Genomic DNA, 26,093 nt, shown 5'->3' on the forward strand with positions numbered 1-26,093 from the left:
TATCCTTACAAACAGCACCTAGTGCATTGAGAAGAATTTCGGCAGATTATTTGGACGAATTATTTGTAGATGCCCTTTATAATTCATCCATGGTAGAATTAATTCAAAGTTACGGAGAATTTGTCTTAACAAGCTATTATACAGGTGGGCGGGCATCGGCTTTATACTATGGTCTTGACACACAAAGTACAGATTTCAATAGTAAAGAGCGCGACATGGATAAATCAATAAACGCAACTTATTCATGGAACAAGGACTCTGTTTCAGGAGATTTTTCTGTTGGAACAAAAGATGGCAATTCTTCTACAGAGACTAAATCTTTTTCCGAATTACATGTATCTATCAAAACATTGGGCGGCGCTTATGGTTATAATGTTGCAACACCTCCTTATGACGTTAAAAGTACATCCATTAATTTAACGAGTTGGCTTCAATCATTAAATGATTCAAGAACACATACAATGATTGACATTCAAGATGGTGGGCTCTATCCAATATCGGATTTTATTTTGGAAGAAAACTTTAAGCAAAGATATAACGACACCCACATGGATTTTCAGCACCAAGAACAACTTGAAGAACCGTATATAGAAATAATGAAAGTATACGTCCGCAAAAGTAGCTCGGGAGAGAAATTATATGATATTGTACCTGTGCTAAATACAAGACAAGGAGATAAGCTCATTTTCTCAAATTCAAGTGCAGCAAGTCAATCCGATGCAGAATTAAAAGCGAACAGTGTTGCCACAACCTTTACCGAAAAAAGTAATGCTATAAAAGATGAAAAGAGCAAATATTATAAACTAGCTATCAAAGCTAATCCGAATAAAGTAATAAATCCTATCCTACAAACCACATTATCATTTTCAATAAACGATGTAGATGAGGCTGGAATGTACAAGTTTAAAAATACAAACACCAATATTTGGTATATCTACAATCCGACATCGTTATATTGTTTTGCATACTACGACGATGACTATATTCTTGATGCATACGGAATCTTAGATTGGGTAAACAGCATACCTGTAAAATCTGTTTCAATGACGACTTTATATCAACGATATAGAATATTCGGTTTGTAATGAAGAGCATTAATAGATATTCACCAATAAAAAAGACAATCCTTTTAAGGAAGAGGTAAAATACGTATCATTTATTAATTCAAATTATCCGCTTATGAAAAAATTATTGTTACCTTTGACCATTCTGCTGTTTTTCGGATTAGTCGTATCATCATGTTCTTCAGACGATGTACTTCAAAGAGAAAACAACGAACAGCCAAACATTGTAAAAAGAAACAATGAAAAAGCTCGTGAGGCTGGTATAAGATTATTAGAATCATTTGGAATGACAAAAACTCGTTCATTAAGTACTAGTGACTATCCGGACTATTATGGGGGAAGTTATATTAACGGGAATGGTAAACTTGTTGTTTTTCTTAAAGGAGAAATAGAAAGTACCAAAGCCACTCTTATAAGGTTAATAGGTGAGAATGATGTCATATATACACAAGGCAATTATTCTTATACGGAGCTGAATAATGTTCTAACCAAAATAACTTCATTTATTAGCAGTAATAAAGATTCTCAAATTGCCAAGAATATAAGATACTATTATCTGAATGATTTTGAGAACTGTGTCGTGGTAGAACTTGACAAATCTAATGAAATGGAAATAAAAGAGTTTAAATCAGAAGTAGTGAACTTTTCAGGAATTGTATTTAAACAATGCACAAGAGAATTTCAAAACCACTCATTATCGCCAGGAAGTTCTATAGGCACACCTAAAGGCACTGCGTCAATGGGATATAGAGCTACTAGATTTAACACTGACGGTTTTGTTACTGCAGGACATGCTTATAACACGGGTGACCCGGCATATTATAATAACACACTAATCGGTAGTTGTGACTTTTCAATCCAAGGTGGTTCCGTTGATGCAGCATTCATTAGTATAACTAATTTCTCCATCGTTCCCAATAATGGAAATCTTACTGGAGAAGAATATAATATTTGGGCAGGAGATAATGTAACCAAGTTAGGAGAGACTATAGCTCAATCTGAAGGTTATATTACGAGTACCAATGCAAATGTAAATGCCGATGGAATATACTATACAGATATGGGTGAAGCTACATATTTAAGTGCGTTCGGAGATAGCGGGGGACCAGTATATCTTACAGATAGTAAAAAAGTAATAGGTATACATAAAGGAAGCACAGCTTTCACATCTATATTTGTTAAGGTTGATAATATAGCATCAAAACTAAATGCTCATTTCAACTAATAATTACCAATGGATTGGATAAGTAACTTATCCAATCCATTTCATACTTAACTTATGCTCAAATTAATATCGATTTTGCTAACCAATGGAATTGTTTTATTCATGCTAATCAGTTGTCATAATAAAACAGGCAATTCTAAAAGCACTGTAAACCTTGAATATGAAAATAGTATCGACTCTCTTAATTCATATAAAATGGATATATCACATTTCATTAATTCCATCGAGCCAGGAGAAACGATTGTAGAAGAAAAACAAATGCAGGGGGAAGAATTTATTACAAGAGAAAATGAGAATATAAAAGTACGCTTTTTATTAAAAGACTCCTGCTCAAAAGACGGATTCTTGAAAACAGAAATTATTAATAATACAAACGATACAATTATCTATATTAGCAATACTTTCTTACACTATAGAGAAAGTAATAATTCATGGATTCCTTTAGTTTATTCAGATAATTATGTAAAAAATGATCTTGGATATTTAATACCTTCTCATGAAAGCGTCAAAATAAGGTTCTTTTTACCTTCTCAAGAAAAATATCCTAAAGGGAAATACAAGCTTCAACTATTATTCCGCAATACTTCCAAGAGTATTGACTATTATATCGATAAAATATTTCTAAGCAACAAGTCAAACTAAGTTCCTGATAAATTAAAAATTAAAAAAATGAATACAAAGAAAATAGTTGGGATTTTCTTATTATCCCTTTGTACTATGTGTTTCGTTAATTGTAGTGATGATGACACACCAGATGATCCGGCAGACACCATCACACTCAATATGCTTAATGAGCACAATGGAAAAACCTATTTAGGTGAATCAAATGTTTACATCAATGAAGCCAATAATTTTATCACATCTAAAAATTTCATTTCTGACGTAGGAAATGGCGCAGGAGTTGGAGCAAATATTCTACCCTCGTTAACCAACCTCACACACGAAGTGGCGGTTACACCCGGGCATATTTATCAGATTTTTGATAAAAATACACTGATAAATTTTCCGTCAGGCAATTACGCTATTCAAGTAGAAACAAGTTATTATCAAGCCTATGTTGTATCTAAAATAGTAAATAGTGACATGAATATCGGTGCAATTGTAAAATATATATCTGTTTTCCCTAACAATAATGGACTGCCTGCATATAGGTATAATATTGGAAGCCTTTACCGCATAGGTGAAACGGTTGAATTAGCATTACCCCAAGATATTGAGTTTTTCTTGAAAGAACATAGCGCAGGTATAAAAGGATTAAATGTAACATATGCCAATAACAAATTAAGAATAACCCTAACTAAAGCACCTGACATTGTCAACGGACCTTATGGAACATTTGACCTTTATATCCGTTCAAACAATGTCTTTACGATCGTAGAAGTCCACGTGGAATAAGCAATAAAGACTTTATTAGCCAGTAAAACAAAGGGATTATCACCCATATTAGCATATATTTGCAACAAACATTTAAAAGTATGAGAATTGATAGATTTTTACTATTCGTATTATTACTGGCATCTTCGTATGGTTGCTCTGAAGAACAACCATACGAAGTTGAAAAGGAATCAGTTTCTATATGGGAAGGAGACACAAGGCATGTCATCATAGAAACAGACTTAACAGAGCACAACTATAAGTTAGAATCAGAAAATCAAGAAATTGCAACTGCAACTCTTGACGAAATGGGCGTATGCATCGCTACATACAAAAGTGGGAGCACCATGATACGACTTATCGATACTGATAATAATAAAATAGCATGTGAAATCTACGTATATGTAATATACTTCAACAGCTCGGAAATTATCAATTGGGGAATTCCGCTCGAAGGTCATCCTGGTTCTCCGGGAATAATAATAAAAGCAATAGATCTAAGAATCCCTCCAGAGATAGAAATTGAGTTACGAGAAAAAGAAAAGCCATTCATCGGTGCCACTTATACATTCAATCAAGAAACCAAAAAGTTCACAATGAAAACTGATTCGGGGATATTCAAAGAAGGTACATACGAATGGAACATTACCTCTTTAACCCTAATGTATGACGATAAAACAGAGAAATTCGGCTTCAAATTTGCTACAGGAATGTCACACGGATATATTCTACAGAGTGACAAAACATCAGAATATCAGCAACGATATCCTGATGCCGGTATCACAGAAGTAAAAGTTAATTATGTCTGGAAGGATAATGAAATAATTCAATTAGGAGGGCTTACATTTTAATTAAATTGAAAAAAGGAAGTTATTAACAAGCGAAGATTACTCTTTCATCGCTTATCATGAAATCTATATCCAAGCCCCAACATCAGATTGTTGGGGTCTTTAAATTTGCTCAACTGATACCCCACGTGTAGAAACAAATGACGGGTGACATAAGTCTTGAGAGCCAGAACTTGATAGAACCCTTTTGTATCATCACCGCTGTATATCAGGTTCCGACCGACGCCGACATTGATAGAGAAAACAGGCATCACCAGCTCTGCCCGAAGAGATAAACCTACGGAAAACTGCTCGCGGAAAGGAGGACGATGAAACTTCAAATCGCCCGAGTAATACTCGCCCACTCTATACTCCTTAAGATTGGCACTCTCATCATATTGCGCATCCGCAGAAAGCCCTGCCCGAAAATAGTTATTGAAATTATACATCGGGGCGAAATTGATGCCCGCCACACCAAACGAACCGGGAATCATACTCGACACATCGTCTCCAATCAGTCCTCTTTTGCGGGTGGCTCCGTAGATCACCAGGTCATAGCTGACGTGAGGTTTTATAAAAAGCCGTCCGGGAGTGATGGGACCGAGTCCCTCATCCACGCCCAAAGTACGTACGATGCCGATTCTTCCTCCAATAACATTAAGGCCGCCATTAGGATAATGCGTGTTTCCATTGGAAAAATGGGTGAGATCTACACCTGCCGCCAGTTTCCAGTACTTGTGAACTTGCCAGTTCAGCAAAAAGCCGAGATTGATGTACGCATTGATCTTGGAGCCAATCAGCACGTTTTGCGGATTGGATAGTTCATCATATTTCTTCCAGCCAAAAGAAGCACCGAAGTTCCATTCGTAATCGAACGACAGACGGGGGGACAGTTGCGCGATACGTGACCCTTGAAAAGCGTATACCGACACGGGATTTCCCAATTCAGCGGGACTAAAGAAAGTATGGTAGGAAATGCCAATACCCTGATAGGTATGGGGAAAGAGCCTGCCGAGGTTGGATTCTTTGCTGAATCTGAAAGCGTACTTGAAATGGAAGGAAAGCGATTGGTCGATTTTCTTTTGCTGCGCATTGTCTCCTTGCAGAAAACTATGGGTGGAGACGATATATCCCGGACGGACGTCGAAGCCAAGCTGATGGCGGATCAGGGGATGGCTGACGCTGTCGTTCCGTTGCCCGATGATTGTCCGGGCTTCCAGATTTGCGTTGATTGCCGGATGTACCAGAAGGCAAAGGAGGCACAGCAACTGTATGGCGTTCCTATTTCTAATCATTGATATATTAGTTGTTGATAGGTTAGTTTTTGAGAGAGACATCCCTGTGTGTTATGTGATATTTTACAGGCATTTCGCTATGCAACGTACCGCTTACGGTTCGTTGCTTCTTGGTTTTGGGGTGAGAAACATAGAGGGTATACCGCGTTTCCAACCAATCATACACCATCCATAAGGTATAGGTTCGAGCAGTCCGGGGAGGAATTATGTCTTCTTCCTGCTCCGTATTAGAGCAAGACAACATTTGTTGTGCAGAAATGAGCGGTGCCCGTTTGCCGTTCATAGTTAAATATCCGTCTTTCATGCTTGGTATTTCCACTGTCAGACCGGCTTCGCCCAGTAGTTGAAAAGCTTCGGGCACATCGCTTTTAAATCTCATAAAATGGTAAAAAGACTCGAAAGGGGAAAACGTGTATGTAGAAAAAACATCTGTAAAGTTATGAAAGGAGACGCCTTCTTTTCTCTCTGTCCTGTTTTCCGGATCGTAAGAGTATGCATTCAAAGAATAAGTGATGCTATCCATCACATATCTGTCTGTCGGAGAAATCTCGACGCGTATCTCCTGCCACTCATACTCGTTGCTCGCCCTGAGCTGGAATTGAAAAGGAGCGGAAAGGGCATTCTCGCCCACCGTTATCTTCACTTCTTTGGGATGAACGCGTTCGATGGTGAAATCAATCATCTCTCCGGTGCACACAATCTTTCCCAACCCGTTCAGCGATGGACCTTGGTCGGTTGTTATCAGGCGATTGTCCGCATCATATATTTTATATTGAATGGGAAAACCGAAGGCTATATACATCCAATCCCAATTGGATGCTGCAAATTGAATAGTGGCGACATCCCCGTTCCCATCCAACGTCAGTTCGGAATCGGAAGGACGGAAGTCGTCGACAAATACGTCTCCGTTACAACCATAAAACTCTCCCAGGATGAGAAGACAGACCGTCAGATATAGGAATCTTTTCATATTGTTTTTTCGCTTGTTCATTCTCTTTTGTTCTCTACGGACAAAAGTAACATATATTTTCAGGAACAGCATACAAAACCGCATTAAGAAGTGTTATCATCACCTGATTAATTGTCGTTTTACAGTGGCGGACGCTAAAATGCAGCTAAAACAATATATGGCAAGCAAATGAAGAGAAGTTACTAATTAATCAAACAGTTCTTTCAACACCTCCAATGATTTCAATGCCGGGAAGTCCGGCAGATGCAAGCGGTAATAATCATTCATAATCGTCAGGCAACGGGTACGCTCCGCACGGCTCATGCCAAAGAGATGCATTGTCTCATAGTTCATGCGCATCAGTTGACGGAGACGGGCAGCCTCTTCGGGATTGATATAAGAGGAATGTAGTTGGGGACGAATAGAAGTGAAACAGGCATTCAATAAATCAAAGTAATCGCCGGTATGATAATCCTCCAGATTCGGATAAAGTCCCAGGAAACGGGAAAGACGCATCAAGAACACCAGATGAAAATTGGCAAAGCCGTCTCCACACTCATCCAGCCAAATGATGGAATGTTGCAGATAAGCAAATAACGGACGGTTCTCCGCCTCCTCCCGGATAGCCCTGTAAAGAAACTCCGACAGAAAAAGTGCCATCGAAGACTTATACGGATCGTATGGAATGGAAGAAAAAGGATAAAAAGATTTCGCTTCCTTCACACGATAGAGAGTTGCGTTGGGGCGATAGTCGGCTTCGAGCTCAATAAAAGACAACGGCTGGAAAAGTACGGATTTCACAGCCGCTTTCCGCGAACGGGGCACTGTTACAAGAAAAGAAGCCCTGCCGGACAACTCTGTATACATATCCACAATGATAGATGTATCATTGTATTTCAATGTATGAAGAACTATTCCTTTCGTTTTTTGCAGCATAACCGAATTTATCTCGTTTCCAATCCGAAGCAAAGCTACAAAAAAACACAAAATAATCGGAGACATACGGCGTTAAATATCGCTTCCACTTCCTTATCTTGCGCGTACATGAAACAAACCTTATAAATGATACGCTTATTTTGTAGCAGTATGCCTATAAATTCTTTGTTATCATTCATCGTCTCCGGTATTTGTTCCGTTAGTCGCCTAAAGAATCATTTAGTTACAAAAGAAGTAACCAATAAGCAGCTTTTTTTATTTCTCTATATATAATAAGGTGGTAAGAAAACATGCTTCCTACTGTTTTTCACAGGAGAGATTTTTTTATATAAAAATCACAACCATATATTTCACTGAATATCAGCCAAAAAGAAAGACACCTGTAAAAAAAAACACATATTCATTGAAAATTTTTCTATGAATCATTTGCCAGTTTCAAAAAAGTTCCTACCTTTGCATCCGCAATCGAGAAACAAACACAGATTCGAGAAAGCAAAAAGCAGAAATGCTACAACAGGATGGCCCGTTCGTCTATCGGTTAGGACGCAAGATTTTCATTCTTGAAAGGGGGGTTCGATTCCCCCACGGGCTACAAGTTAAAAGAATAAAGAACTAAAAAAATAGATTAGTCGAGATGGCAAATCATAAATCATCACTGAAAAGAATCAGACAAGAAGAGACAAGAAGACTTCACAACAGATATTATGGCAAGACCATGAGAAATGCTGTTAGAAAGCTTCGTGCAACTACTGATAAAGCAGAAGCAGTTGCAATGTACCCAGGCATTACAAAGATGTTGGATAAGTTGGCTAAAGTGAACATCATTCACAAAAACAAAGCTAACAATCTGAAATCTAAGTTGGCTCTTTACATCAACAAGCTCGCTTAATAACAAGAATTTAACAATTCTATATAGCATCTAGGCTGAACTTTTAAGTTCGGCCTTTCTTGTTTATAACCCACTGAATATCAAACCTATTAACAATACAGAGAAACCGCCCGCATTCTTTATTTTTCACTGATTATTCTTCGTCAAGTCGACAATTTTCACTATATTTGCTCTGTTATTAAAGTTAGAAAGGCAATTATGAGCGAAGAACAAATCACTCCCAATAACGGGTCTTATTCTGCGGATAGTATCCAAGTATTGGAAGGTCTTGAAGCAGTAAGAAAACGCCCTGCGATGTACATTGGTGACATCAGCGTCAAGGGACTTCACCACTTGGTATACGAAATCGTTGACAACTCTATCGACGAAGCATTGGCCGGCTATTGCGACCATATCGAAGTAACAATCAACGAAGACAATTCAATCACAGTACAGGACAACGGACGCGGTATTCCGGTTGACTATCACGAGAAAGAAAAGAAGTCGGCACTGGAAGTAGCCATGACCGTATTGCATGCCGGAGGTAAATTCGACAAGGGTTCTTACAAAGTATCCGGAGGTTTGCACGGTGTAGGTATGTCCTGCGTAAACGCGCTGTCTACCCACATGACTACACAAGTATTCCGTAATGGCAAAATCTATCAGCAGGAATACGAGATCGGTAAACCGCTTTATTCTGTAAAGGAAGTCGGTACAGCCGACATTACGGGAACCCGCCAACAATTCTGGCCGGATGGTACCATCTTTACTGAAACGGTATACGACTACAAGATTCTGGCTTCACGTCTGCGCGAATTGGCTTATCTGAACGCCGGTCTTCGCATCTCTCTGACTGACCGTCGGGTAGTGAACGAAGACGGAAGTTTCAAGAGCGAGCAATTCTATTCAGAAGAAGGTTTGAGAGAGTTCGTGCGTTTTATCGAGTCTTCACGCGAGCACTTGATTAACGATGTGATCTATCTGAACTCCGAAAAACAGGGAATTCCTATTGAAGTGGCTATCATGTACAATACCGGATTCTCCGAAAACGTTCACTCATACGTCAACAATATCAACACCATTGAAGGTGGTACGCACTTGGCAGGTTTCCGCCGTGCGCTGACTCGTACGTTGAAAAAATACGCCGAAGACAGCAAGATGCTGGAAAAGGTGAAAGTTGAAATCTCGGGAGACGACTTCCGTGAAGGTTTGACTGCCGTTATTTCTGTAAAAGTAGCTGAACCACAGTTTGAAGGACAGACTAAAACAAAGTTGGGTAACAACGAAGTGATGGGTGCTGTTGACCAGGCAGTGGGCGAAGTATTAGCATATTATCTGGAAGAACATCCGAAGGAAGCCAAAACAATTGTCGACAAAGTGATTCTTGCCGCTACTGCACGTCACGCTGCAAGAAAAGCCCGTGAAATGGTACAACGCAAGTCGCCGATGTCGGGTGGCGGTCTGCCGGGTAAATTGGCTGACTGTTCGGATAAGGATCCTTCTAAATGTGAATTGTTCCTCGTCGAGGGAGACTCGGCAGGTGGTACTGCCAAGCAGGGACGTAACCGTATGTTCCAGGCGATCCTCCCATTACGCGGTAAGATTCTGAACGTAGAAAAAGCCATGTATCACAAGGCTTTGGAAAGTGATGAAATCCGCAATATCTACACAGCTCTCGGTGTGACTATCGGAACTGACGAAGACAGCAAGGAAGCAAACATACAGAAGCTGCGCTATCACAAGATTATCATCATGACCGATGCCGACGTCGATGGTTCTCACATCGACACACTGATCATGACGTTCTTCTTCCGTTATATGCCGCAGGTTATCCAGAACGGCTATCTGTACATCGCCACTCCCCCGCTCTACCTCTGCAAAAAGGGTAAAGTAGAAGAGTATTGCTGGACAGATGCACAACGCCAAAAGTTTATTGACACTTACGGTGGTGGTTCAGAAAATGCAATTCATACACAACGCTACAAAGGTTTGGGTGAGATGAACGCCCAGCAGTTGTGGGAAACAACTATGGACCCTGAAAACCGTATGTTGAAACAAGTAAATATTGACAATGCCGCAGAAGCTGATTATATCTTCTCTATGTTGATGGGTGAAGATGTAGGGCCACGCCGCGAGTTTATTGAAGAGAATGCAACGTATGCAAATATCGATGCATAATTTAAATAATACGTTTTTATAAACCAACCTCACATCTTACAACGAGGAAACGCCGATGGCGAAGGAACATCCTTCGATCGGCGTTTTTCTTTTATCTGAAGGGGCTTTCATGTTCGAATCGTTCAACCGCCCATCTCTTAATAAAACCTAACAGCAGAAACGTTTTCCATACAAAATCACTATCTTGCATAAAAAGCAAAGAAAACATAACTATGAAAATGAAAACTACTGCCCCCAATCCGTTATTTGCAAAGATCAGGTTGTTTCTTATTGTACTGACTTCCTGCGTGATCGCGACTTGTATCTTCTTGATTATTATCCATCCGGAAGCATGGATTATGCCGGCATGCGGAATCATAATCGCATTGTGCATTTTGCTTTATCAGCTATATTGCATACGCAAGAACCGGAAGAGAATTTAAATATATTGTTGCTTTTTCAGCTCTTCAGCAACAGTAACCAGCTCTTTGTACCATTCTTCACCGAACTTACGGATTAAAGGCTCTTTCAAAAACTGATATACGGGAAGATTCTCTTTTTTCCCCAGCAAAACTGCTGCTTTGCATACATCCCAACGATTATAATTCACCGCTTTATAGGGCCCGTAATCGCCGATCCGGATAGGATAAAGATGACAGGACACCGGTTTATAGAAGTCTGTTTTCCCCTCCCGATAAGCCTTCTCAATAGCACAGTAGCAACAGCCTTTTTCATCGTAGCAGGTAAACACACAGTCTTTATTATTAACAATAGAAGTCACCAGATCACCTTCCTCATCCGTATATACTACTCCTTGCTTTTCAATCACCGCACGTGCTTCCGGAGCCAGTTCATCCCAAATAACCGGCAAAACCTCTTCCAACTCCATCACCTCGTCCAGCTCTACCGGAGCACCGGCATCACCTTCAATGCAACAGGCCCCCTTACAAGCGCCCAAATCGCAAAGGAACTTCTCCTGAAATACATCAAGAGACACTACTACATCACCTATTTGTATCATTTTAAACCTTATGTGAGACAAAAAGGGCGGAGTTCTACTCCGCCCTCCCAATTATAGAAATCTAAATTACTTAATCAAAACGTTTCCGTCCATTTCTGCCGGAACTTCCAGTCCCATAATCTTTAAAATAGTCGGAGCAACATCTGCCAAACGACCATCTTCTACTTTCGCAGCCTTATTCTCTGTCACGTAAACACAAGGAACAGGATTCAAAGAGTGAGCAGTGTTCGGAGTACCGTCTTCGTTCAAAGCATGGTCAGCATTACCATGATCGGCAATGATAATTGCTTCGTAATCTTGTGCTTTAGCGGCTTCGATTACATCTTTCACACAAGCATCTACAGCAACAACCGCTTTCTCGATTGCTTCGTAAATACCGGTATGACCAACCATGTCACCATTAGCGAAGTTCACTACGATGAAATCATATTTGTTCTCGTTGATGGCAGCTACCAGTTTATCTTTTACTTCAAAAGCGCTCATTTCCGGCTTCAAGTCATAAGTAGCAACTTTTGGAGAAGGAACAAGGATACGTTCTTCTTTATCGAATGGAGTTTCACGTCCACCGTTGAAGAAGAATGTTACGTGAGCATACTTTTCTGTTTCAGCGATATGAAGTTGGCTCAAGCCTTTGGAAGCAAGATATTCGCCCAATGTGTTGGACACGTTTTCTTTGTCGAACAAGATATGAACGCCCTTGAAAGATGCATCATACGGAGTCATACAGTAATATTGCAGCCCCGGGATAGTATGCATGCCAACTTCCGGCATATCTTGTTGAGTCAGTACGACAGTCAACTCTTTGGCACGGTCGTTACGGTAGTTGAAGAAGATCACTACATCACCCTCTTTGATTGTTCCGTCGCAGTTAGCGTTTACAATCGGTTTGATGAATTCGTCTGTCACGCCTTCGTCGTAAGATTCCTGCATTGCCTGAACCATATCAGTAGCTTTCTTGCCTACACCGTTTACGAGCAGGTCGTATGCTTCTTTTACACGTTCCCAACGCTTGTCACGGTCCATTGCATAATAACGGCCGATGATAGAAGCAATCTTTCCTGCTGATTTCTCGCAGTGTGCAGAAAGTTCTTCGATAAAGCCTTTACCACTCTTCGGGTCAGTATCACGGCCATCCATGAAGCAGTGGATAAATGCATTGTTGATGTTGTATTCTTTTGCGATATCGCAAAGTTTGAAGAGATGAACGAGTGAGCTGTGTACACCACCGTTAGAAGTCAGCCCCATAAAGTGAATATTCTTTCCATTTTCTTTTGCATAAGAGAAAGCAGAAACAATTTCAGGATTTTTCATGATGCTATTGTCCGCACATGCACGATTGATTTTCACCAAGTCCTGATAAACCACGCGTCCGGCACCGATATTCAAGTGACCTACTTCCGAGTTACCCATCTGTCCGTCGGGCAAACCCACGTTTTCACCGCTTGCCTGAAGTTGAGAGTGAGGATAAGTACTCATCAGATAATCCCAATAAGGAGTGGGAGTGTTGAAGATTACGTCGTCTTTCTTTTGGTCGCCTAATCCCCAACCATCGAGGATCATTAAAAGGGCTTTCTTACTCATAATATTTTAATATTTAAATTATCACACTGATTTTCGGGTGCAAAGGTACAAAAAAGATGGTTACGTAAACGTTTAATCTATGTTAAGTTACAGGGCAGAAGTGTATCAGGCTATGGGTCTTTTTCTTACTTTGTAAAACAACTTTCAACATGTTTATCGAAAAACAGGATACAAAAGGCGGAACTTACTTCATTTTTCCGTACCTTTGCCTCGCTTTTAAATTAAAATCATAGAAATATGGACGATTCAAACCCGCGAACGTGCACAACTAGTATTAATTAAAGCGAACAGAGCCATTGAAGACTGATGCCTCTGCTCGTGTCAAACAAACGAAAGGAGGCAATAAGATGAGAACGTATCTTTATTGTGAGGCTGGCTTTGTGGAAAAAGCACAATGGCTTCCCAACAGCTGGGTAAATGTAGTATGCCCAAACAATGATGACTTTGAATTTCTAACTCAAACTCTCAACGTACCCGAATCATTTCTGAACGATATAGCCGACACGGACGAACGTCCGCGTACGGATACGGAAGGCAACTGGTTGTTGACGATTCTTCGTATCCCGGTAGTGAACAAACAGAATGGCAGTCTGCCTTTCGACACCGTACCGATTGGAATTATCACTAATAACGAGATTATTGTGTCCGTCTGTTATCACAACACAGATTTGTTACCGGATTTCATAGAGCATACCCGTCGAAAAGGGATCGTTGTACGCAACAAGCTGGATCTGATTTTCCGGTTAATCTATTCTTCTGCCGTGTGGTTCCTGAAATATCTAAAGCAGATAAACATAGACATCAGTGCCGCAGAAAAGGAATTGGAACGGAGTATCCGTAACGAGGATTTGCTTCGCTTGATGAGACTGCAAAAAACACTTGTCTACTTCAATACTTCCATCCGTGGAAATGAAGTGATGATCGGTAAGTTAAGGACTATTTTTCAGGATACGGATTATCTGGACACTGAATTAGTGGAAGATGTAATTATCGAGCTGAAACAGGCGCTCAATACGGTGAATATTTACAGTGATATCCTCACAGGGACAATGGATGCTTTTGCCTCTATTATCTCCAATAATGTGAATACGATCATGAAACGTATGACAAGCCTCTCCATCGTCCTGATGCTTCCGACATTGATTGCCAGTTTCTATGGCATGAATGTGGATATTCACCTGGAAGAAGTGCCCTTTGCTTTCTCTTTGATTGTGCTCTTTTCCATCGGATTGTCAACGCTTGCGTTTGTAATATTCCGGAAGATTAAGTGGTTCTAAAAGGAGGAACATAAAAAAACAGCTTACCATCTATAACCCTTTATAAGGATTCTTTATGACGGTAAGCTGTAATTATACGTTTTTTATTCTATAGAGAATTAATTAAAAGAGAATGTTTAGAGAGAAATTAAAATATTTATCCTTCTTTATTTGCTTTTCTTCCACCTAACGGAATAGATACCCCAACGAATCCATTAACAGAGTTAGAGTTCTTTCCTAAGAACATATAGTCAGTTCCGACAAACAGAGGACCTAACTTCAGACCCAAACCGAAAGATTTACCGGCTGACTGGATAACTGAATAACTAAGTGCTACATTGAACCAACTTTTCGGACGGTAGTTTGCAGAGAATGTTAATTCAGTAAGTGCATCGGGTTGCACAAAACGAGTTGTAGACAATGCGCCAACAGCCAGTTTGTTATTGAAAAATCCGTATTCTGCACCTATTACTAATGTAGAAGCCAGACGAGACTTGCGAGACTTGCTTGCTTCTTCCGTTCTAAGTTGCAACATTTCATAGTCAAGTACGTCACCGCCACTAACACGTTCCATATATCCATTGGCATCCGTCTGCAAATTCTTTATGTTATTTTCAATAGCAGTAATACTTCTAGGAATATCACTAGGATCAATACCTGATGTATAGTCACTTCCCTTCATATCAATACCTGATGCTTTAGCATTAGCTATTTGAGTGCTACTTTTCGACCATGATATAAATCCCAAGTCCAAAATAGAAGCAGATACAGTCAGATTATCCATAATCTTATAAGATGCTCCCAAGTCAATACCAAAACCGTAACCTGCGATTCCCATATCTTTACTCTCAAATTCGAAATCACTAATATAGTCTTGTCCATCTTCCTTTTTCAAATTCAACCCCTTGAAAGAACTTTCCAAATGAGCATCTACTGCCAGATTAGCATGGTAGCTCTCAATTTCACTTCTTAACTTCGTTATATCGTCAACACCCAAACCTGATAAATATGCAGGATCCTGTAATTGACTAATACGAGCATCACTAGGCAAACTAGCGTTCATTGCCACATTATTAAGTTTCAAATCCATATTACCAATACCCAGCAAAGCTTTCACTCTAGCACCCACCGTCAAACGACTATTGATTTGACGTGAAAGTCCTAAGCCAACTTCAGCGTAAGCATTTATATTCAGTTGTTGATTGCTAATATCATAGTTACTATTTCTCCAATTATCTTCTATTCCATCCATCTCATTCAAGAAGGTAAACATAGATTTTGTCAAGTTAGCACCGATATCTGTACGCAGACCGATATTGAATGACCAGAAGTTTTTACCTTTATACCATCCTGCAGAAAGAATTTCCGTACTGAAATTCACATTCAGCTTATTATTATCTTTCAGACGATTCATAAAATCTGGTTTAGTATAGAAATCGTCACCATCATCAATGATATCAATGATATCTTGATAACCTAATGAAGTAGAACCAACAGTTGCATTAACTGCACCAATTACCGGAAGGTTGAAATAACCTTTCGTCGGTGTTAAAGCCGGATTTAGTTGTTGACGATAATGAGTACCTTCCATGAAATAAGAAGTACGTAAAAACTGTGCATTTGCAGAAAGAGTGCAAACCAACATCATAAAAAATACCCCAATAATTTTAGAAGACCACAATAGTTTGTTCGTTGCCATGATTTTAAACTTTTTAATTCTTATTATTGTTTGCAAAGATATAGCATTTCAATAACAAATAAAAGCACTAGGCAACACTTTTTTAGCCTAAACAGAACAATCTTAGGGTTATCCGTAACAAAATCGTGCTTATTCTGCAAAAAAATGTAGAAAATATGTGCAAAATGAAACAAAGTGACTTTAGAAGTTCAAAGTTAGCTGTCCATCTCCTAATAGATTGAACGTCATTCGATGGTAAGGAGTGGTTCCACGTTCGGCAATGGCGGCGCGATGTTTTTTAGTTGGGTAGCCTTTATTGTGATCCCAGTCATAATAAGGAAACTCTTCGTGGAGACGGTTCATATAATCATCTCTGTATGTCTTGGCTAAAATAGAAGCCGCAGCTATTGAAAGATATTTCCCGTCGCCTTTCACTACCGTGGTATGGGGGATGCCGGGATATTTAGTGAAACGGTTTCCGTCGATTAGTAAATGCTGTGGGCGGGTAGTCAGTTGATCCACTGCACGATGCATAGCTAGAAAAGAAGCCCGCAGGATATTTATTTCATCAATTTCTTCCGGTAACACGACGCCAACTGCCCAGGCTATCGCTTCCTTCTCTATTACCTCACGCAGTGCATAACGTTGCTTTTCCGACAGTTGCTTGGAATCATTCAACAGTTCATTCTTAAAACCTTTCGGAAGAATAACCGCAGCAGCGTATACTGCTCCCGCCAAACATCCACGACCGGCCTCATCACATCCGGCTTCAATCAGATTCTCGTTCAAATAAGGTAATAACATATTTATCGCTTCTATTTTGACACAAAGGTAATTCAAATTAAAAAAGGAGACTTGTTTTGCCTCCTTTTTCTTACTTCTTTCCTGCTTTTTTTAGAATAAACTCCAGGCAACAGTAAGTCCTGCCATTACAATGGCTACCATGCTCATTAGCTTTATTAAGATATTCAAGCTCGGCCCGGATGTATCTTTAAACGGATCGCCCACAGTATCTCCTACTACGGTTGCTTTATGAACTTCACCGCCTTTTCCTCCAAAGTTTCCTTCTTCTACATATTTCTTTGCATTATCCCATGCACCGCCGGCATTAGCCATGAAGATAGCCAGTACGAAACCACTACTCAAGCCACCAATCAGCAAACCGAGCACACCGGGAACACCGAAAATAAGACCTGTAAGGATAGGGGCAATAATAGCGATTAAGGAAGGCACAACCATTTCACGTTGCGCACCTTTTGTTGATATTGCAACACAACGTTCGTAATCCGGCTCCGCTTCTCCTGTCAAAATACCCTTTATTTCACGGAATTGGCGACGTACTTCATCTACCATGTGCCCTGCTGCACGTCCTACGGCATTCATTGTCAATCCACAGAACAGGAAAGCCATCATGGAACCGAGGAACATACCCGAAAGAACTTTCGGATTCATCAGATGTACTTCATAATAATCCATGAAGTCGATAAAAGTAGCATTCGCCACACTGATGGAACTACCATCCGCAAAGGTCAAATCTACATTACCAAGCCGTGTAAGGCCGATTCGGATTTCTTCAATATAAGAGGCCAGCAAAGCCAAGCCTGTCAATGCAGCGGAACCGATTGCAAAACCTTTTCCGGTGGCAGCAGTCGTATTCCCCAATGAATCGAGCGCATCGGTACGTTTGCGGACTTCGGCACCCAAGCCAGACATTTCTGCGTTACCTCCTGCATTATCCGCAATCGGTCCGTAAGCATCCGTTGCCAGAGTGATACCTAAAGTAGAAAGCATGCCGACAGCCGCAATACCGATTCCATACAGTCCCATACCGACATTGGCAAAATCGCCGGCGGAAGCCAACAGATAGGAAGCAATGATACCAATTACGACTGCAATTACCGGAATAGCCGTAGAAAGCATACCTAAACCGATACCGGAGATAATTACGGTGGCAGGTCCGGTCTTACCGCTTTCACTTAGTTTCTGGGTAGGGCGATAGGATTGGGAAGTATAATATTCCGTAGAACGTCCGATGATAATACCTACCAATAGTCCGACTACTACGGCACAAGAAATCCAAATCCAGTTATCAAGTTGCAGAAGCCACAGAATAAGGAATGTAGCAGCAACAATTAATACGGAACTAAGATTCGTGCCGAAAGCCAACGAACCGAGCAGGTCCTTCATTGTCGCATTCTCCTTGGTACGGACAGCGAATATACCTATAATAGAAAGGATAATACCAACAGCCGCAATCAGCATCGGGGCGATCACTGCCTTGAATTGCATCACTGTATCTGCCGAATGGATAAAAGCAGCAGCACCCAGTGCGGCTGTTGCCAGAATCGAGCCACAGTAAGATTCGTATAAATCGGCTCCCATACCGGCCACGTCGCCTACATTATCGCCCACATTATCGGCAATAGTGGCAGGATTACGAGGGTCATCTTCCGGGATTCCGGCTTCTACTTTGCCTACCAAGTCGGCTCCGACATCGGCTGCCTTTGTATAGATACCACCGCCTACACGGGCAAAGAGCGCCTGGGTAGAAGCTCCCATACCAAATGTCAGCATGGTGGTAGTGATTACACAGAGTTTATGAGTAGGTGTCAGTGCATCAGCAGGAATCACTGCATTCAGCAACAGATACCAAAAAGAAATATCGAGCAGCCCCAGGCCAACGACCACCAGTCCCATCACGGCACCACTTCGGAAAGCAATTCTTAATCCTGCATTCAGAGAAGTACGGGCAGCATTAGCGGTACGAGCGGACGCGTATGTTGCCGTCTTCATCCCCAAAAATCCGGAAAGCCCGGAGAAGAATCCACCTGTAAGGAAAGCAATGGGAACCCAGGCATTCTGTACATGAAAGCCGTATGCCATAATTGAAAACAAAATAACCAGCCCCAAGAATACCCAACCTACTATTTTGTATTGTTGCTTTAGATAAGACATAGCTCCTTTGCGCACAGCAGCAGCTATTTTTATCATTTGGGGTGTACCTTCACCCTCTTTCATCATTTGCTTATGAAAGTAATAAGCAAAGCAGAGGGCTAACACGGAAGCGACTGGAACGAGCCAGAAAAGAATGTTGTCCATAGGGTCAATTTTTAAAGGATTACGGAGGCTAAAAGTATGGAAATCAATCGAAATAAGCAAGTAAAAAAGAAAGAATTTACAGAGTTGAATCATTCTATTTTTTATACGTCTCTTTGGACAAATGAGCAGATGGTAGTTCTTTTTAGACATAAGAACAAAAGAACATAAAAGCTGCGCTTTGAAAATTATTTCTGTTGCTTATTGAACTGCTATTTTATTTTTTTGTTCTTATGTTCTTCTGTCTGAATTAAATTCCCATTTAACCAGAAATTGCCTAGTTTGGGATCAATTGCCACTAATGATTTTATTAGTTATTTTTAAGCAAGCGTTTACCTATTAATAGTTATTTCATTGCCTAACAAATTTTCGTTTGACTATAGTCAAGCGATAGTTCAACATATGTCAAGCGTTCGTTCAACTATAGTCAAACGAAAACTCCTTAGGCAATTGAAAAAATAATATAAGCAAGAGAAAGAAATAAAAGCTGCATACTGACGAGTTATTGCCAGCAATAGTATTGGGAGTTATTTCCGTATAGAAATGAACTAATTTCAGTTCAAATTCAAACAAAGAGATAACGAACAATAGTCAATAACAACTAACTATATGCCATTCTCTACTTATTCTGCTGGGCAAACTCCGTAGAAGTAACTTTAAACTGTTTCTGAAATACTTTGGCGAAGTAAGAAGGTGACTGAAATTCTACCCTGTCACAAATTTCATTGGTGCGCAGTTCTCCCTCCTGCAACAATTCCGCAGCATGTTTTAGCCGGATGATACGGATAAAATCGAGTGAGGAAAGGTCGGTCAATGCCAACGGAATGATCGTAAAAGAGATCCCGCAGATACTTGTCGAACTCGACCCAAGCTACAACATCACGAAAGACTTACGCCTCTAGCTTAGTTTCCGCTATTTCGGCAAGACGTACGCCAATCTTCAGGAAGCGCTCTACTTCAACGGGCGCTGGGAAACGTTCGGAGGAATCAACTGAAACGTAAACAAGCACCTGTCTCTGGGGGCAACAGTCATCAACTTCCTGAATCAGAAAGGAGCCAGCGGAACCATCAACGGTTCGGAACTGATTACGAAAGAAGAAGCTGTCCAATACGCCGGAAATTATATGAGTGGAAATTATTTACGCCCATTCACCGTAGAATTTAGCGCAAGCATCAAATTCTAGTTCATACCAAACGAATTATAACTATCTTTGTGGCATTATATGCCCACAAACTAACTAATACCTAATTAATTATTAAAAAACCATGAAGAAACTTTTCGTATTACTTACGGCATTGTTTACCCTGGCACAAGTGAATGCCCAGGAAAAGAACGTTATCCGCATCGCAACGGACAACACAGACTTAATTCTCCAAGTAGCTCCCAACGGACGACTTTATCAGGCTTATCTGGGCGATAAGTTACTGAACGAGAAAGACATCAACAACTTTTCTCCATACGTGAAAGGAGGCAGTGACGGCAGCGTATCCACCCGTGGATGGGAAGTATATCCGGGCTCCGGCGCCGAGGATTATTTTGAACCGGCTGTAGCAATCACGCACAATGATGGAAACCCGAGCACGATTCTCCGTTATGTATCTTCCGAACAAAAAGCAGTGGCAGGCGGCACGGAAACGACTATCCAACTGAAAGACGATCAGTACCCGGTGGAAGTCACGCTGCATTACATCGCTTATCCGAAAGAAAACGTCATCAAGACGTGGAGTGAAATCAAACATGCTGAAAAGAAACCTGTCACCATCTGGCGTTATGCTTCGACGATGCTTTATTTCTCCGGAAACGAGTATTATCTGACTGAATTCAGCAGCGACTGGGCTAAAGAAGCACAAATGAGCACACAACCTCTATTGTTCGGCAAAAAGGTGATCGACACCAAACTGGGAAGCCGTGCCGCCATGCATACCCACCCGTTCTTCGAACTTGGTTTTGAACAACCGGCACAGGAAACACAAGGACGTGCCATGCTAGGGACGATCGGATGGACAGGTAACTTCCAGTTTACCTTTGAAGTGGACAACGTAGGCAACCTCCGTGTCATCCCCGCCATCAACCCGTATGCATCTGATTATGAACTAAAACCGAACGAAGTATTTACGACTCCCGAATTCATCTTTACTTTCAGCAACAACGGTACGGGCGAAGCCAGCCGCAACCTCCACGCATGGGCACGCAACCACCAACTGAAAGACGGACAAGGCGACCGCATGACTTTATTGAATAACTGGGAAAATACGTACTTCAAATTCGATGAGAAACTGCTTGCCGAACTGATGAAAGAAGCCAAACATCTCGGTGTAGACATGTTCTTGTTGGATGATGGCTGGTTCGGCAACAAGCATCCTCGCAACAGCGACAATGCCGGACTGGGTGACTGGGAAGTGATGAAATCCAAACTCCCGGGCGGTATTCCCGCACTCGTGAAATCGGCCAAAGAAGCCGGAGTGAAATTCGGTATCTGGATCGAACCGGAGATGATAAACCCCAAAAGTGAATTGTTCGAGAAGCATCCTGACTGGGCTATCACACTGCCCAATCGCGAAACATACTATTATCGTAACCAACTGGTGCTCGATCTTAGCAATCCGAAAGTACAGGATTTTGTGTTTGGCGTAGTGGATAACATCCTGACAGCGAACCCGGAAGTGGCTTTCTTTAAATGGGACTGCAACTCTCCCATCACAAATATTTATTCTCCCTATTTGAAGAATAAACAAGGACAACTTTATATCGACCATGTACGTGGTATATATAATGTATTGGAACGTATCAAAGACAAATATCCGAACGTACCGATGATGCTTTGCTCCGGCGGTGGCGCCCGTTGCGACTACGAAGCATTGAAATACTTTACAGAATTCTGGTGCAGTGACAATACAGACCCGATAGAGCGCCTGTTTATCCAATGGGGATTCTCACAAATCTTCCCTGCAAAAGCAATGGATGCACACGTAACCAGCTGGAACAAGAAGACAAGCGTGAAATTCCGTACCGATGTAGCAAGTATGTGTAAACTGGGCTTCGATCTCGGACTGAAAGAGCTGAATGCGGACGAACAGACTTTTTGCCAAAATGCAGTTGCCAACTGGACGCGTCTGAAGAAAGTGATTCTGGATGGTGACCAGTACAGACTGGTTTCTCCATACGATGGTAATCACATGTCTGTCATGTACGCCGCACCGGATAAGAACAAAGCAGTGCTTTATACCTACGATATCCACCCACGTTTCGGTGAGAAGCTGCTCCCGGTTAAACTTCAGGGATTGGATGCGAAGAAAATGTATAAGGTGAAAGAAATCAACCTGATGCCGAATTCTAAATCGAATCTTGCTGCCAATGAGAAGACTTATTCAGGAGATTATCTGATGAAAGTAGGAATCAATGCTTTCACTACCAATCAGGCTTTCAGCCGTGTGATTGAACTGACTGCCGAATAATATTCACCACAGAAGTACGGAGGACACAGCGTTTTATACCATTGATACTAAACAAAGTATATGCGCTGCGTCTTCCGTGTTCTCTGTAGTAAAAAAAACAATAATCAATTAATCCTCTTCAATCTTTACGGCTGTGCCGTTAGCAGTCACCATCAGCATACTGCCACTACCTCCAACTGTCTCATAATCCAAATCAACACCTATCACGGCATTAGCTCCCATTTGAGCTGCTTGTGCCTCCATTTCCTTCAATGCTGTATCTTTTGCCATACGCAGCACTTCTTCATAAGAACCGGAACGACCACCCACAATATCCCGAATACTTGCAAACAAGTCGCGGAATACATTGGCACCTATGATTGTCTCTCCGGAAACTATTCCATAATATTTCACTATTCGTTTTCCCTCAATGATGGGAGTGGTTGTCATCAGCATAGTTTTTTCTTTATTAGTTATCTGTAAGTTATACGTATTTAGTTAGACGCAAGTCCCCCTAAAAAAGTTGCAGCTACACCGTAATTTCTTACGATATAGCTGCGATTAATGTTAAAGAGAGAGAATTTATATAATATGAGCATGGTCTCACGACCCTCCTAATATTCAATGAACATTTTGTTTCTTTACTATTAGACGCACAAAAGCTCAAATCACTGCACTTGAAGGCATCTTTTTTTAGTTAAAGAATAAAAAAAGCCGCCATCCCACAGGAATAGCGGCTTATATTGTTAGAACATCTTGCTGACGCGTTCAATTCCCGCCACCAATGTATCTATTTCCGATTTCGTATTGTACATGGCAAACGAAGCCCGTACAGTTCCTTCTATACCAAGACGTTGCATGAGAGGTTGTGCACAATGATGTCCCGTCCTCACGGCAATACCCAAACGATCCAACAACGTTCCGAGGTCGAAATGATGAATATCTCCTACCAGGAAGGAGATGACTGCTCCCCGTTCGGCTGCTTCACCGAATATACGCATCTGGGGAATCTCTTTCAGCCGTTGCAAAGCGTAAGTTGTCAGTTCATGCTCATGGGCGGCTATCTGCTCAAGTCCATGTCCATTCACGTAATCAAGAGCTTTTGCCAGTCCGGTAGTTCCGATATAGTCGGGCGTACCGGCTTCAAACTTGAAAGGAAGTTCGTTGAAAGTGGTCTTCTCAAAAGAGACATGCTGAATCATCTCTCCTCCTCCCTGATAAGGCGGAAGGCGATCCAACCACTCTTCTTTTCCATAAAGCACTCCGACACCTGTCGGACCGTATATTTTATGGGCAGAGAACACCAGAAAATCAGCATCCAACTCCTGTACGTCCACTTTCATGTGAGGGATAGACTGTGCAGCGTCTATCAGGCAAGGTACGCCGTGCGCATGAGCCGTTGCAATCATTTCTTTCACCGGATTCACCGTACCCAGCACATTCGAAACATGAACCACGCTGACTATTTTCGTTCGTTCGGAAAATAGTTTTTCGTATTCATCCAGCAAGAGTTCGCCTTTGTCATTCATTGGAATCACTTTGATGGCAATTCCCTTTCGGGCAGCCAACAGTTGCCAGGGAACGATGTTACTGTGATGTTCCATTACGGAAAGAATCACTTCATCCCCCTCTTCCATAAATTCGTCGCCAAAACTGGAAACAAGCAGGTTGATGCTTTCCGTCGTTCCGCGGGTGAAGACAACTTCGTTCGTGCTACGGGCGTTGATAAACTGACGCACCGTTTCACGGGAAGCCTCATGCAATTCCGTAGCTTGTTGCGAAAGATAATGCACACCGCGATGCACATTGGCATTAACGGAATAATATTCATCCACCAACGCATCAACCACCAGACGGGGTTTCTGCGTTGTCGCACCGTTGTCGAAATAAACCAAAGGTTTACCGTAAACCGTACGGCTCAATATCGGAAAATCCTCACGTATCTTTTGAATATCCACGTTTATTAATTATTAGTGGTTACTTACAAATGGCACAGCCCTGACATCTATTCAGCTCGCCACGGAAACGTTTCTCTACCAATAGATGCAGGCGATCTTTCAGTGCCTCCAAACGAATGGTATCAATCACTTCATTGACAAATGCGAACATCAATAACAAACGGGCTTCTTTCTCTGCAATACCTCGTGAACGCATATAGAATAATGCACCCTCATCCAACTGGCCTACCGTTGCTCCATGCGAACATTTCACATCATCCGCGTAAATCTCCAATTGAGGTTGTGTGTACATTCTCGCATCACGCGTAGCACAAAGATTCCGGTTAGTCTGCTGGGAGTTCGTATGTTGCGCATCGGGACGCACCAGTACCAGTCCGGCAAACGCGCCTACCGACTGATCGTCGAGTACGTACTTGAACAGCTCATTGCTGGTGCAGTTCGGTACGGCATGGTCAATGCTTGTATGATTGTCTACGTGCTGGTTCTTATCGGCAATTGCCATGCCACAGAGGTTTATCTCGGCTCCTTCTCCTGCCAACAATACTTCAGTGGTGTTGCGGGTAGTACCATTATGCAAGGTCATTCCATTCAACAATACATTGCTGTTTGCCTCCTGCTTTACATACAGGTTACTGATACGAACGGTGCTTGTATGTGTTTCTTCCAGTTCATACATATCGAATACCGTGTTCTCACCTGCAAATACTTCAATCACTTGTGTTGCCAAGAAGTTCACGTTATCCATTGCATGGTCACAAATCAGCAGACGGGCTTGCGCGCCATCCTCCAGGATGATTAGTACGCGGCGGTTCACCATGAAGTTGACATCTGCACGCAGGATATTTACCAGCTGGATCGGTTTTTCTACTACTACATTCTTCGGCACATAAAATACAACACCATCTTGTGCAAAAGCTGTATTGAAAGCAGTCACCCCATCTTTGGAAGTATCTGCCAACTGACCGTAATACTTCTTCACCAATTCCGGATGCTGTCCGGCCACTTCTTTCAAGCTGCCGAAAATCACACCTTCCGGCAGATTGACTTTAGGAAGTGCTCTATTATAAAATGCGTCATTTACCACAAAATACAGGGCGGTACTCATATTCGGCACATCGCACTTAAACACTTCATACGGATTGACCGGAATAGCCAGACGATTCAAGTTTAAACCATAATCCGGTTCAAAATACTTGCTCACATCCGTATATTTGTACTTCTCCATCTTACGAGTCGGAAATCCGAGGCGTTCAAAATCGGCAAATGCAGCTGCACGAGGCGCATTCAGCACTTCGGCGCTATGCTTGCAGATCATTGCTTCCGTCTGTGAGAAGAGGTCTATATATTGTTGTTCAACTATCATAACTTATTAT

General features: G+C 41.5%; 22 protein-coding genes, 1 tRNA gene and 1 pseudogene. 12 read left to right on the forward strand and 12 right to left on the reverse strand.

Features of this window, described 5'->3' with window-relative positions:
* The 5 genes from BSAG_RS08460 to BSAG_RS08440 all read left to right on the forward strand — a co-directional run.
* Positions 1-1,085: MAC/perforin domain-containing protein (locus BSAG_RS08460; RefSeq protein WP_008997617.1), on the forward strand; the 1,085-nt coding region annotated here is incomplete at its 5' end.
* A 94-nt stretch (positions 1,086-1,179) separates the two neighbouring features.
* Positions 1,180-2,289: a hypothetical protein gene (locus BSAG_RS08455; protein WP_004309496.1), complete on the forward strand. Its 1,110-nt coding sequence runs from the start codon at positions 1,180-1,182 to the stop codon at positions 2,287-2,289.
* 54 nt (positions 2,290-2,343) lie between these two features.
* A complete protein-coding gene (locus BSAG_RS08450; protein WP_004315400.1) occupies positions 2,344-2,931 on the forward strand; it encodes a hypothetical protein in 588 nt (195 codons plus the stop codon).
* A gap of 27 nt (positions 2,932-2,958) precedes the next feature.
* Positions 2,959-3,684, forward strand: a complete 726-nt coding sequence (locus BSAG_RS08445) for a DUF5036 family protein (protein WP_004315401.1) — start codon at positions 2,959-2,961, stop codon at positions 3,682-3,684.
* Between the two features lie 80 nt (positions 3,685-3,764).
* Positions 3,765-4,514: a hypothetical protein gene (locus BSAG_RS08440; protein WP_004315402.1), complete on the forward strand. Its 750-nt coding sequence runs from the start codon at positions 3,765-3,767 to the stop codon at positions 4,512-4,514.
* 44 nt (positions 4,515-4,558) lie between these two features.
* Here BSAG_RS08440 and BSAG_RS08435 read toward each other — a convergent pair whose 3' ends face one another.
* The 3 genes from BSAG_RS08435 to recO all read right to left on the reverse strand — a co-directional run bounded on the left by BSAG_RS08435 (position 4,559) and on the right by recO (position 7,670).
* Positions 4,559-5,785: an acyloxyacyl hydrolase gene (locus BSAG_RS08435; RefSeq protein WP_008770427.1), complete on the reverse strand. Its 1,227-nt coding sequence runs from the start codon at positions 5,783-5,785 to the stop codon at positions 4,559-4,561.
* A 22-nt stretch (positions 5,786-5,807) separates the two neighbouring features.
* Positions 5,808-6,755: a hypothetical protein gene (locus BSAG_RS08430; RefSeq protein ID WP_008018834.1), complete on the reverse strand. Its 948-nt coding sequence runs from the start codon at positions 6,753-6,755 to the stop codon at positions 5,808-5,810.
* Between the two features lie 186 nt (positions 6,756-6,941).
* A complete protein-coding gene (gene recO, locus BSAG_RS08425; protein WP_008770428.1) occupies positions 6,942-7,670 on the reverse strand; it encodes a DNA repair protein RecO in 729 nt (242 codons plus the stop codon).
* Between the two features lie 520 nt (positions 7,671-8,190).
* On the opposite strand from recO, the gene BSAG_RS08420 reads away from it, so the two are divergent.
* The 4 genes from BSAG_RS08420 to BSAG_RS25310 all read left to right on the forward strand — a co-directional run bounded on the left by BSAG_RS08420 (position 8,191) and on the right by BSAG_RS25310 (position 11,138).
* Positions 8,191-8,262 (forward strand) — tRNA-Glu (locus BSAG_RS08420).
* Between the two features lie 42 nt (positions 8,263-8,304).
* Positions 8,305-8,559 (forward strand): 30S ribosomal protein S20, encoded by a 255-nt coding sequence (gene rpsT / locus BSAG_RS08415; RefSeq protein ID WP_004309474.1) that lies wholly within the window; start codon positions 8,305-8,307, stop codon positions 8,557-8,559.
* 198 nt (positions 8,560-8,757) lie between these two features.
* Positions 8,758-10,716, forward strand: coding sequence for a DNA topoisomerase (ATP-hydrolyzing) subunit B (gene gyrB, locus BSAG_RS08410; protein WP_004315406.1), 1,959 nt, complete (start codon positions 8,758-8,760; stop codon positions 10,714-10,716).
* Positions 10,717-10,928: 212 nt separating this feature from the next.
* Positions 10,929-11,138 carry a hypothetical protein gene (locus BSAG_RS25310; protein WP_008770429.1) on the forward strand — a complete coding sequence of 70 codons (210 nt, stop codon included), beginning with the start codon at positions 10,929-10,931 and terminating at the stop codon, positions 11,136-11,138.
* On the opposite strand, the gene BSAG_RS08400 is transcribed toward BSAG_RS25310, so the two are convergent.
* Together BSAG_RS08400 and gpmI are read right to left on the reverse strand one after the other, a co-directional pair.
* Positions 11,135-11,716: a DUF3109 family protein gene (locus BSAG_RS08400; protein WP_004315408.1), complete on the reverse strand. Its 582-nt coding sequence runs from the start codon at positions 11,714-11,716 to the stop codon at positions 11,135-11,137. The genes BSAG_RS25310 and BSAG_RS08400 overlap by 4 nt on opposite strands.
* A 66-nt stretch (positions 11,717-11,782) precedes the next feature.
* Positions 11,783-13,297, reverse strand: coding sequence for a 2,3-bisphosphoglycerate-independent phosphoglycerate mutase (gene gpmI / locus BSAG_RS08395; RefSeq protein ID WP_004309469.1), 1,515 nt, complete (start codon positions 13,295-13,297; stop codon positions 11,783-11,785).
* A 347-nt stretch (positions 13,298-13,644) separates the two neighbouring features.
* Between gpmI and BSAG_RS08390 the strand changes: the two genes are divergently transcribed.
* Positions 13,645-14,574, forward strand: a complete 930-nt coding sequence (locus BSAG_RS08390; RefSeq protein ID WP_008770430.1) for a magnesium transporter CorA family protein — start codon at positions 13,645-13,647, stop codon at positions 14,572-14,574.
* A gap of 136 nt (positions 14,575-14,710) precedes the next feature.
* Here the strand turns inward: BSAG_RS08390 and BSAG_RS08385 are convergent, their stop codons facing one another.
* The 4 genes from BSAG_RS08385 to BSAG_RS0223290 all read right to left on the reverse strand — a co-directional run bounded on the left by BSAG_RS08385 (position 14,711) and on the right by BSAG_RS0223290 (position 20,147).
* Positions 14,711-16,252, reverse strand: a complete 1,542-nt coding sequence (locus BSAG_RS08385; protein ID WP_008770431.1) for a DUF5723 family protein — start codon at positions 16,250-16,252, stop codon at positions 14,711-14,713.
* Between the two features lie 180 nt (positions 16,253-16,432).
* Entirely contained in the window at positions 16,433-17,035 is a 603-nt protein-coding gene (locus tag BSAG_RS08380) for a ribonuclease HII (RefSeq protein ID WP_004315409.1), read from the reverse strand.
* Between the two features lie 90 nt (positions 17,036-17,125).
* Positions 17,126-19,330: a sodium-translocating pyrophosphatase gene (locus BSAG_RS08375; RefSeq protein ID WP_004315410.1), complete on the reverse strand. Its 2,205-nt coding sequence runs from the start codon at positions 19,328-19,330 to the stop codon at positions 17,126-17,128.
* Positions 19,331-19,946: 616 nt separating this feature from the next.
* Positions 19,947-20,147: a helix-turn-helix domain-containing protein gene (locus tag BSAG_RS0223290; protein WP_004309462.1), complete on the reverse strand. Its 201-nt coding sequence runs from the start codon at positions 20,145-20,147 to the stop codon at positions 19,947-19,949.
* Between BSAG_RS0223290 and BSAG_RS25705 the strand changes: the two are divergent.
* Together BSAG_RS25705 and BSAG_RS08370 are read left to right on the forward strand one after the other, a co-directional pair.
* A pseudogene (locus tag BSAG_RS25705) lies at positions 20,134-20,511 on the forward strand (TonB-dependent receptor); the annotation flags it as partial. The gene BSAG_RS0223290 and the pseudogene BSAG_RS25705 overlap by 14 nt on opposite strands.
* A gap of 82 nt (positions 20,512-20,593) precedes the next feature.
* Entirely contained in the window at positions 20,594-22,783 is a 2,190-nt protein-coding gene (locus BSAG_RS08370) for an alpha-galactosidase (protein ID WP_004315411.1), read from the forward strand.
* A 108-nt stretch (positions 22,784-22,891) separates the two neighbouring features.
* On the opposite strand, the gene BSAG_RS08365 is transcribed toward BSAG_RS08370, so the two are convergent.
* The 3 genes from BSAG_RS08365 to sufD form a co-directional block, all read right to left on the reverse strand.
* Positions 22,892-23,218 carry a heavy metal-binding domain-containing protein gene (locus BSAG_RS08365; protein ID WP_004315412.1) on the reverse strand — a complete coding sequence of 109 codons (327 nt, stop codon included), beginning with the start codon at positions 23,216-23,218 and terminating at the stop codon, positions 22,892-22,894.
* A 290-nt stretch (positions 23,219-23,508) separates the two neighbouring features.
* Positions 23,509-24,720 (reverse strand): aminotransferase class V-fold PLP-dependent enzyme, encoded by a 1,212-nt coding sequence (locus BSAG_RS08360; RefSeq protein ID WP_004309460.1) that lies wholly within the window; start codon positions 24,718-24,720, stop codon positions 23,509-23,511.
* Positions 24,721-24,739: 19 nt separating this feature from the next.
* Complete coding sequence (sufD, locus tag BSAG_RS08355; RefSeq protein WP_004309459.1) at positions 24,740-26,083, reverse strand: Fe-S cluster assembly protein SufD; 1,344 nt, start codon at positions 26,081-26,083, stop codon at positions 24,740-24,742.
* Positions 26,084-26,093: the final 10 nt, after the last annotated feature.

The sequence above is a fragment of the Bacteroides sp. D1 genome (genome assembly GCF_000157095.2).
Taxonomy (GTDB): Bacteria; Bacteroidota; Bacteroidia; order Bacteroidales; family Bacteroidaceae; genus Bacteroides; species Bacteroides xylanisolvens.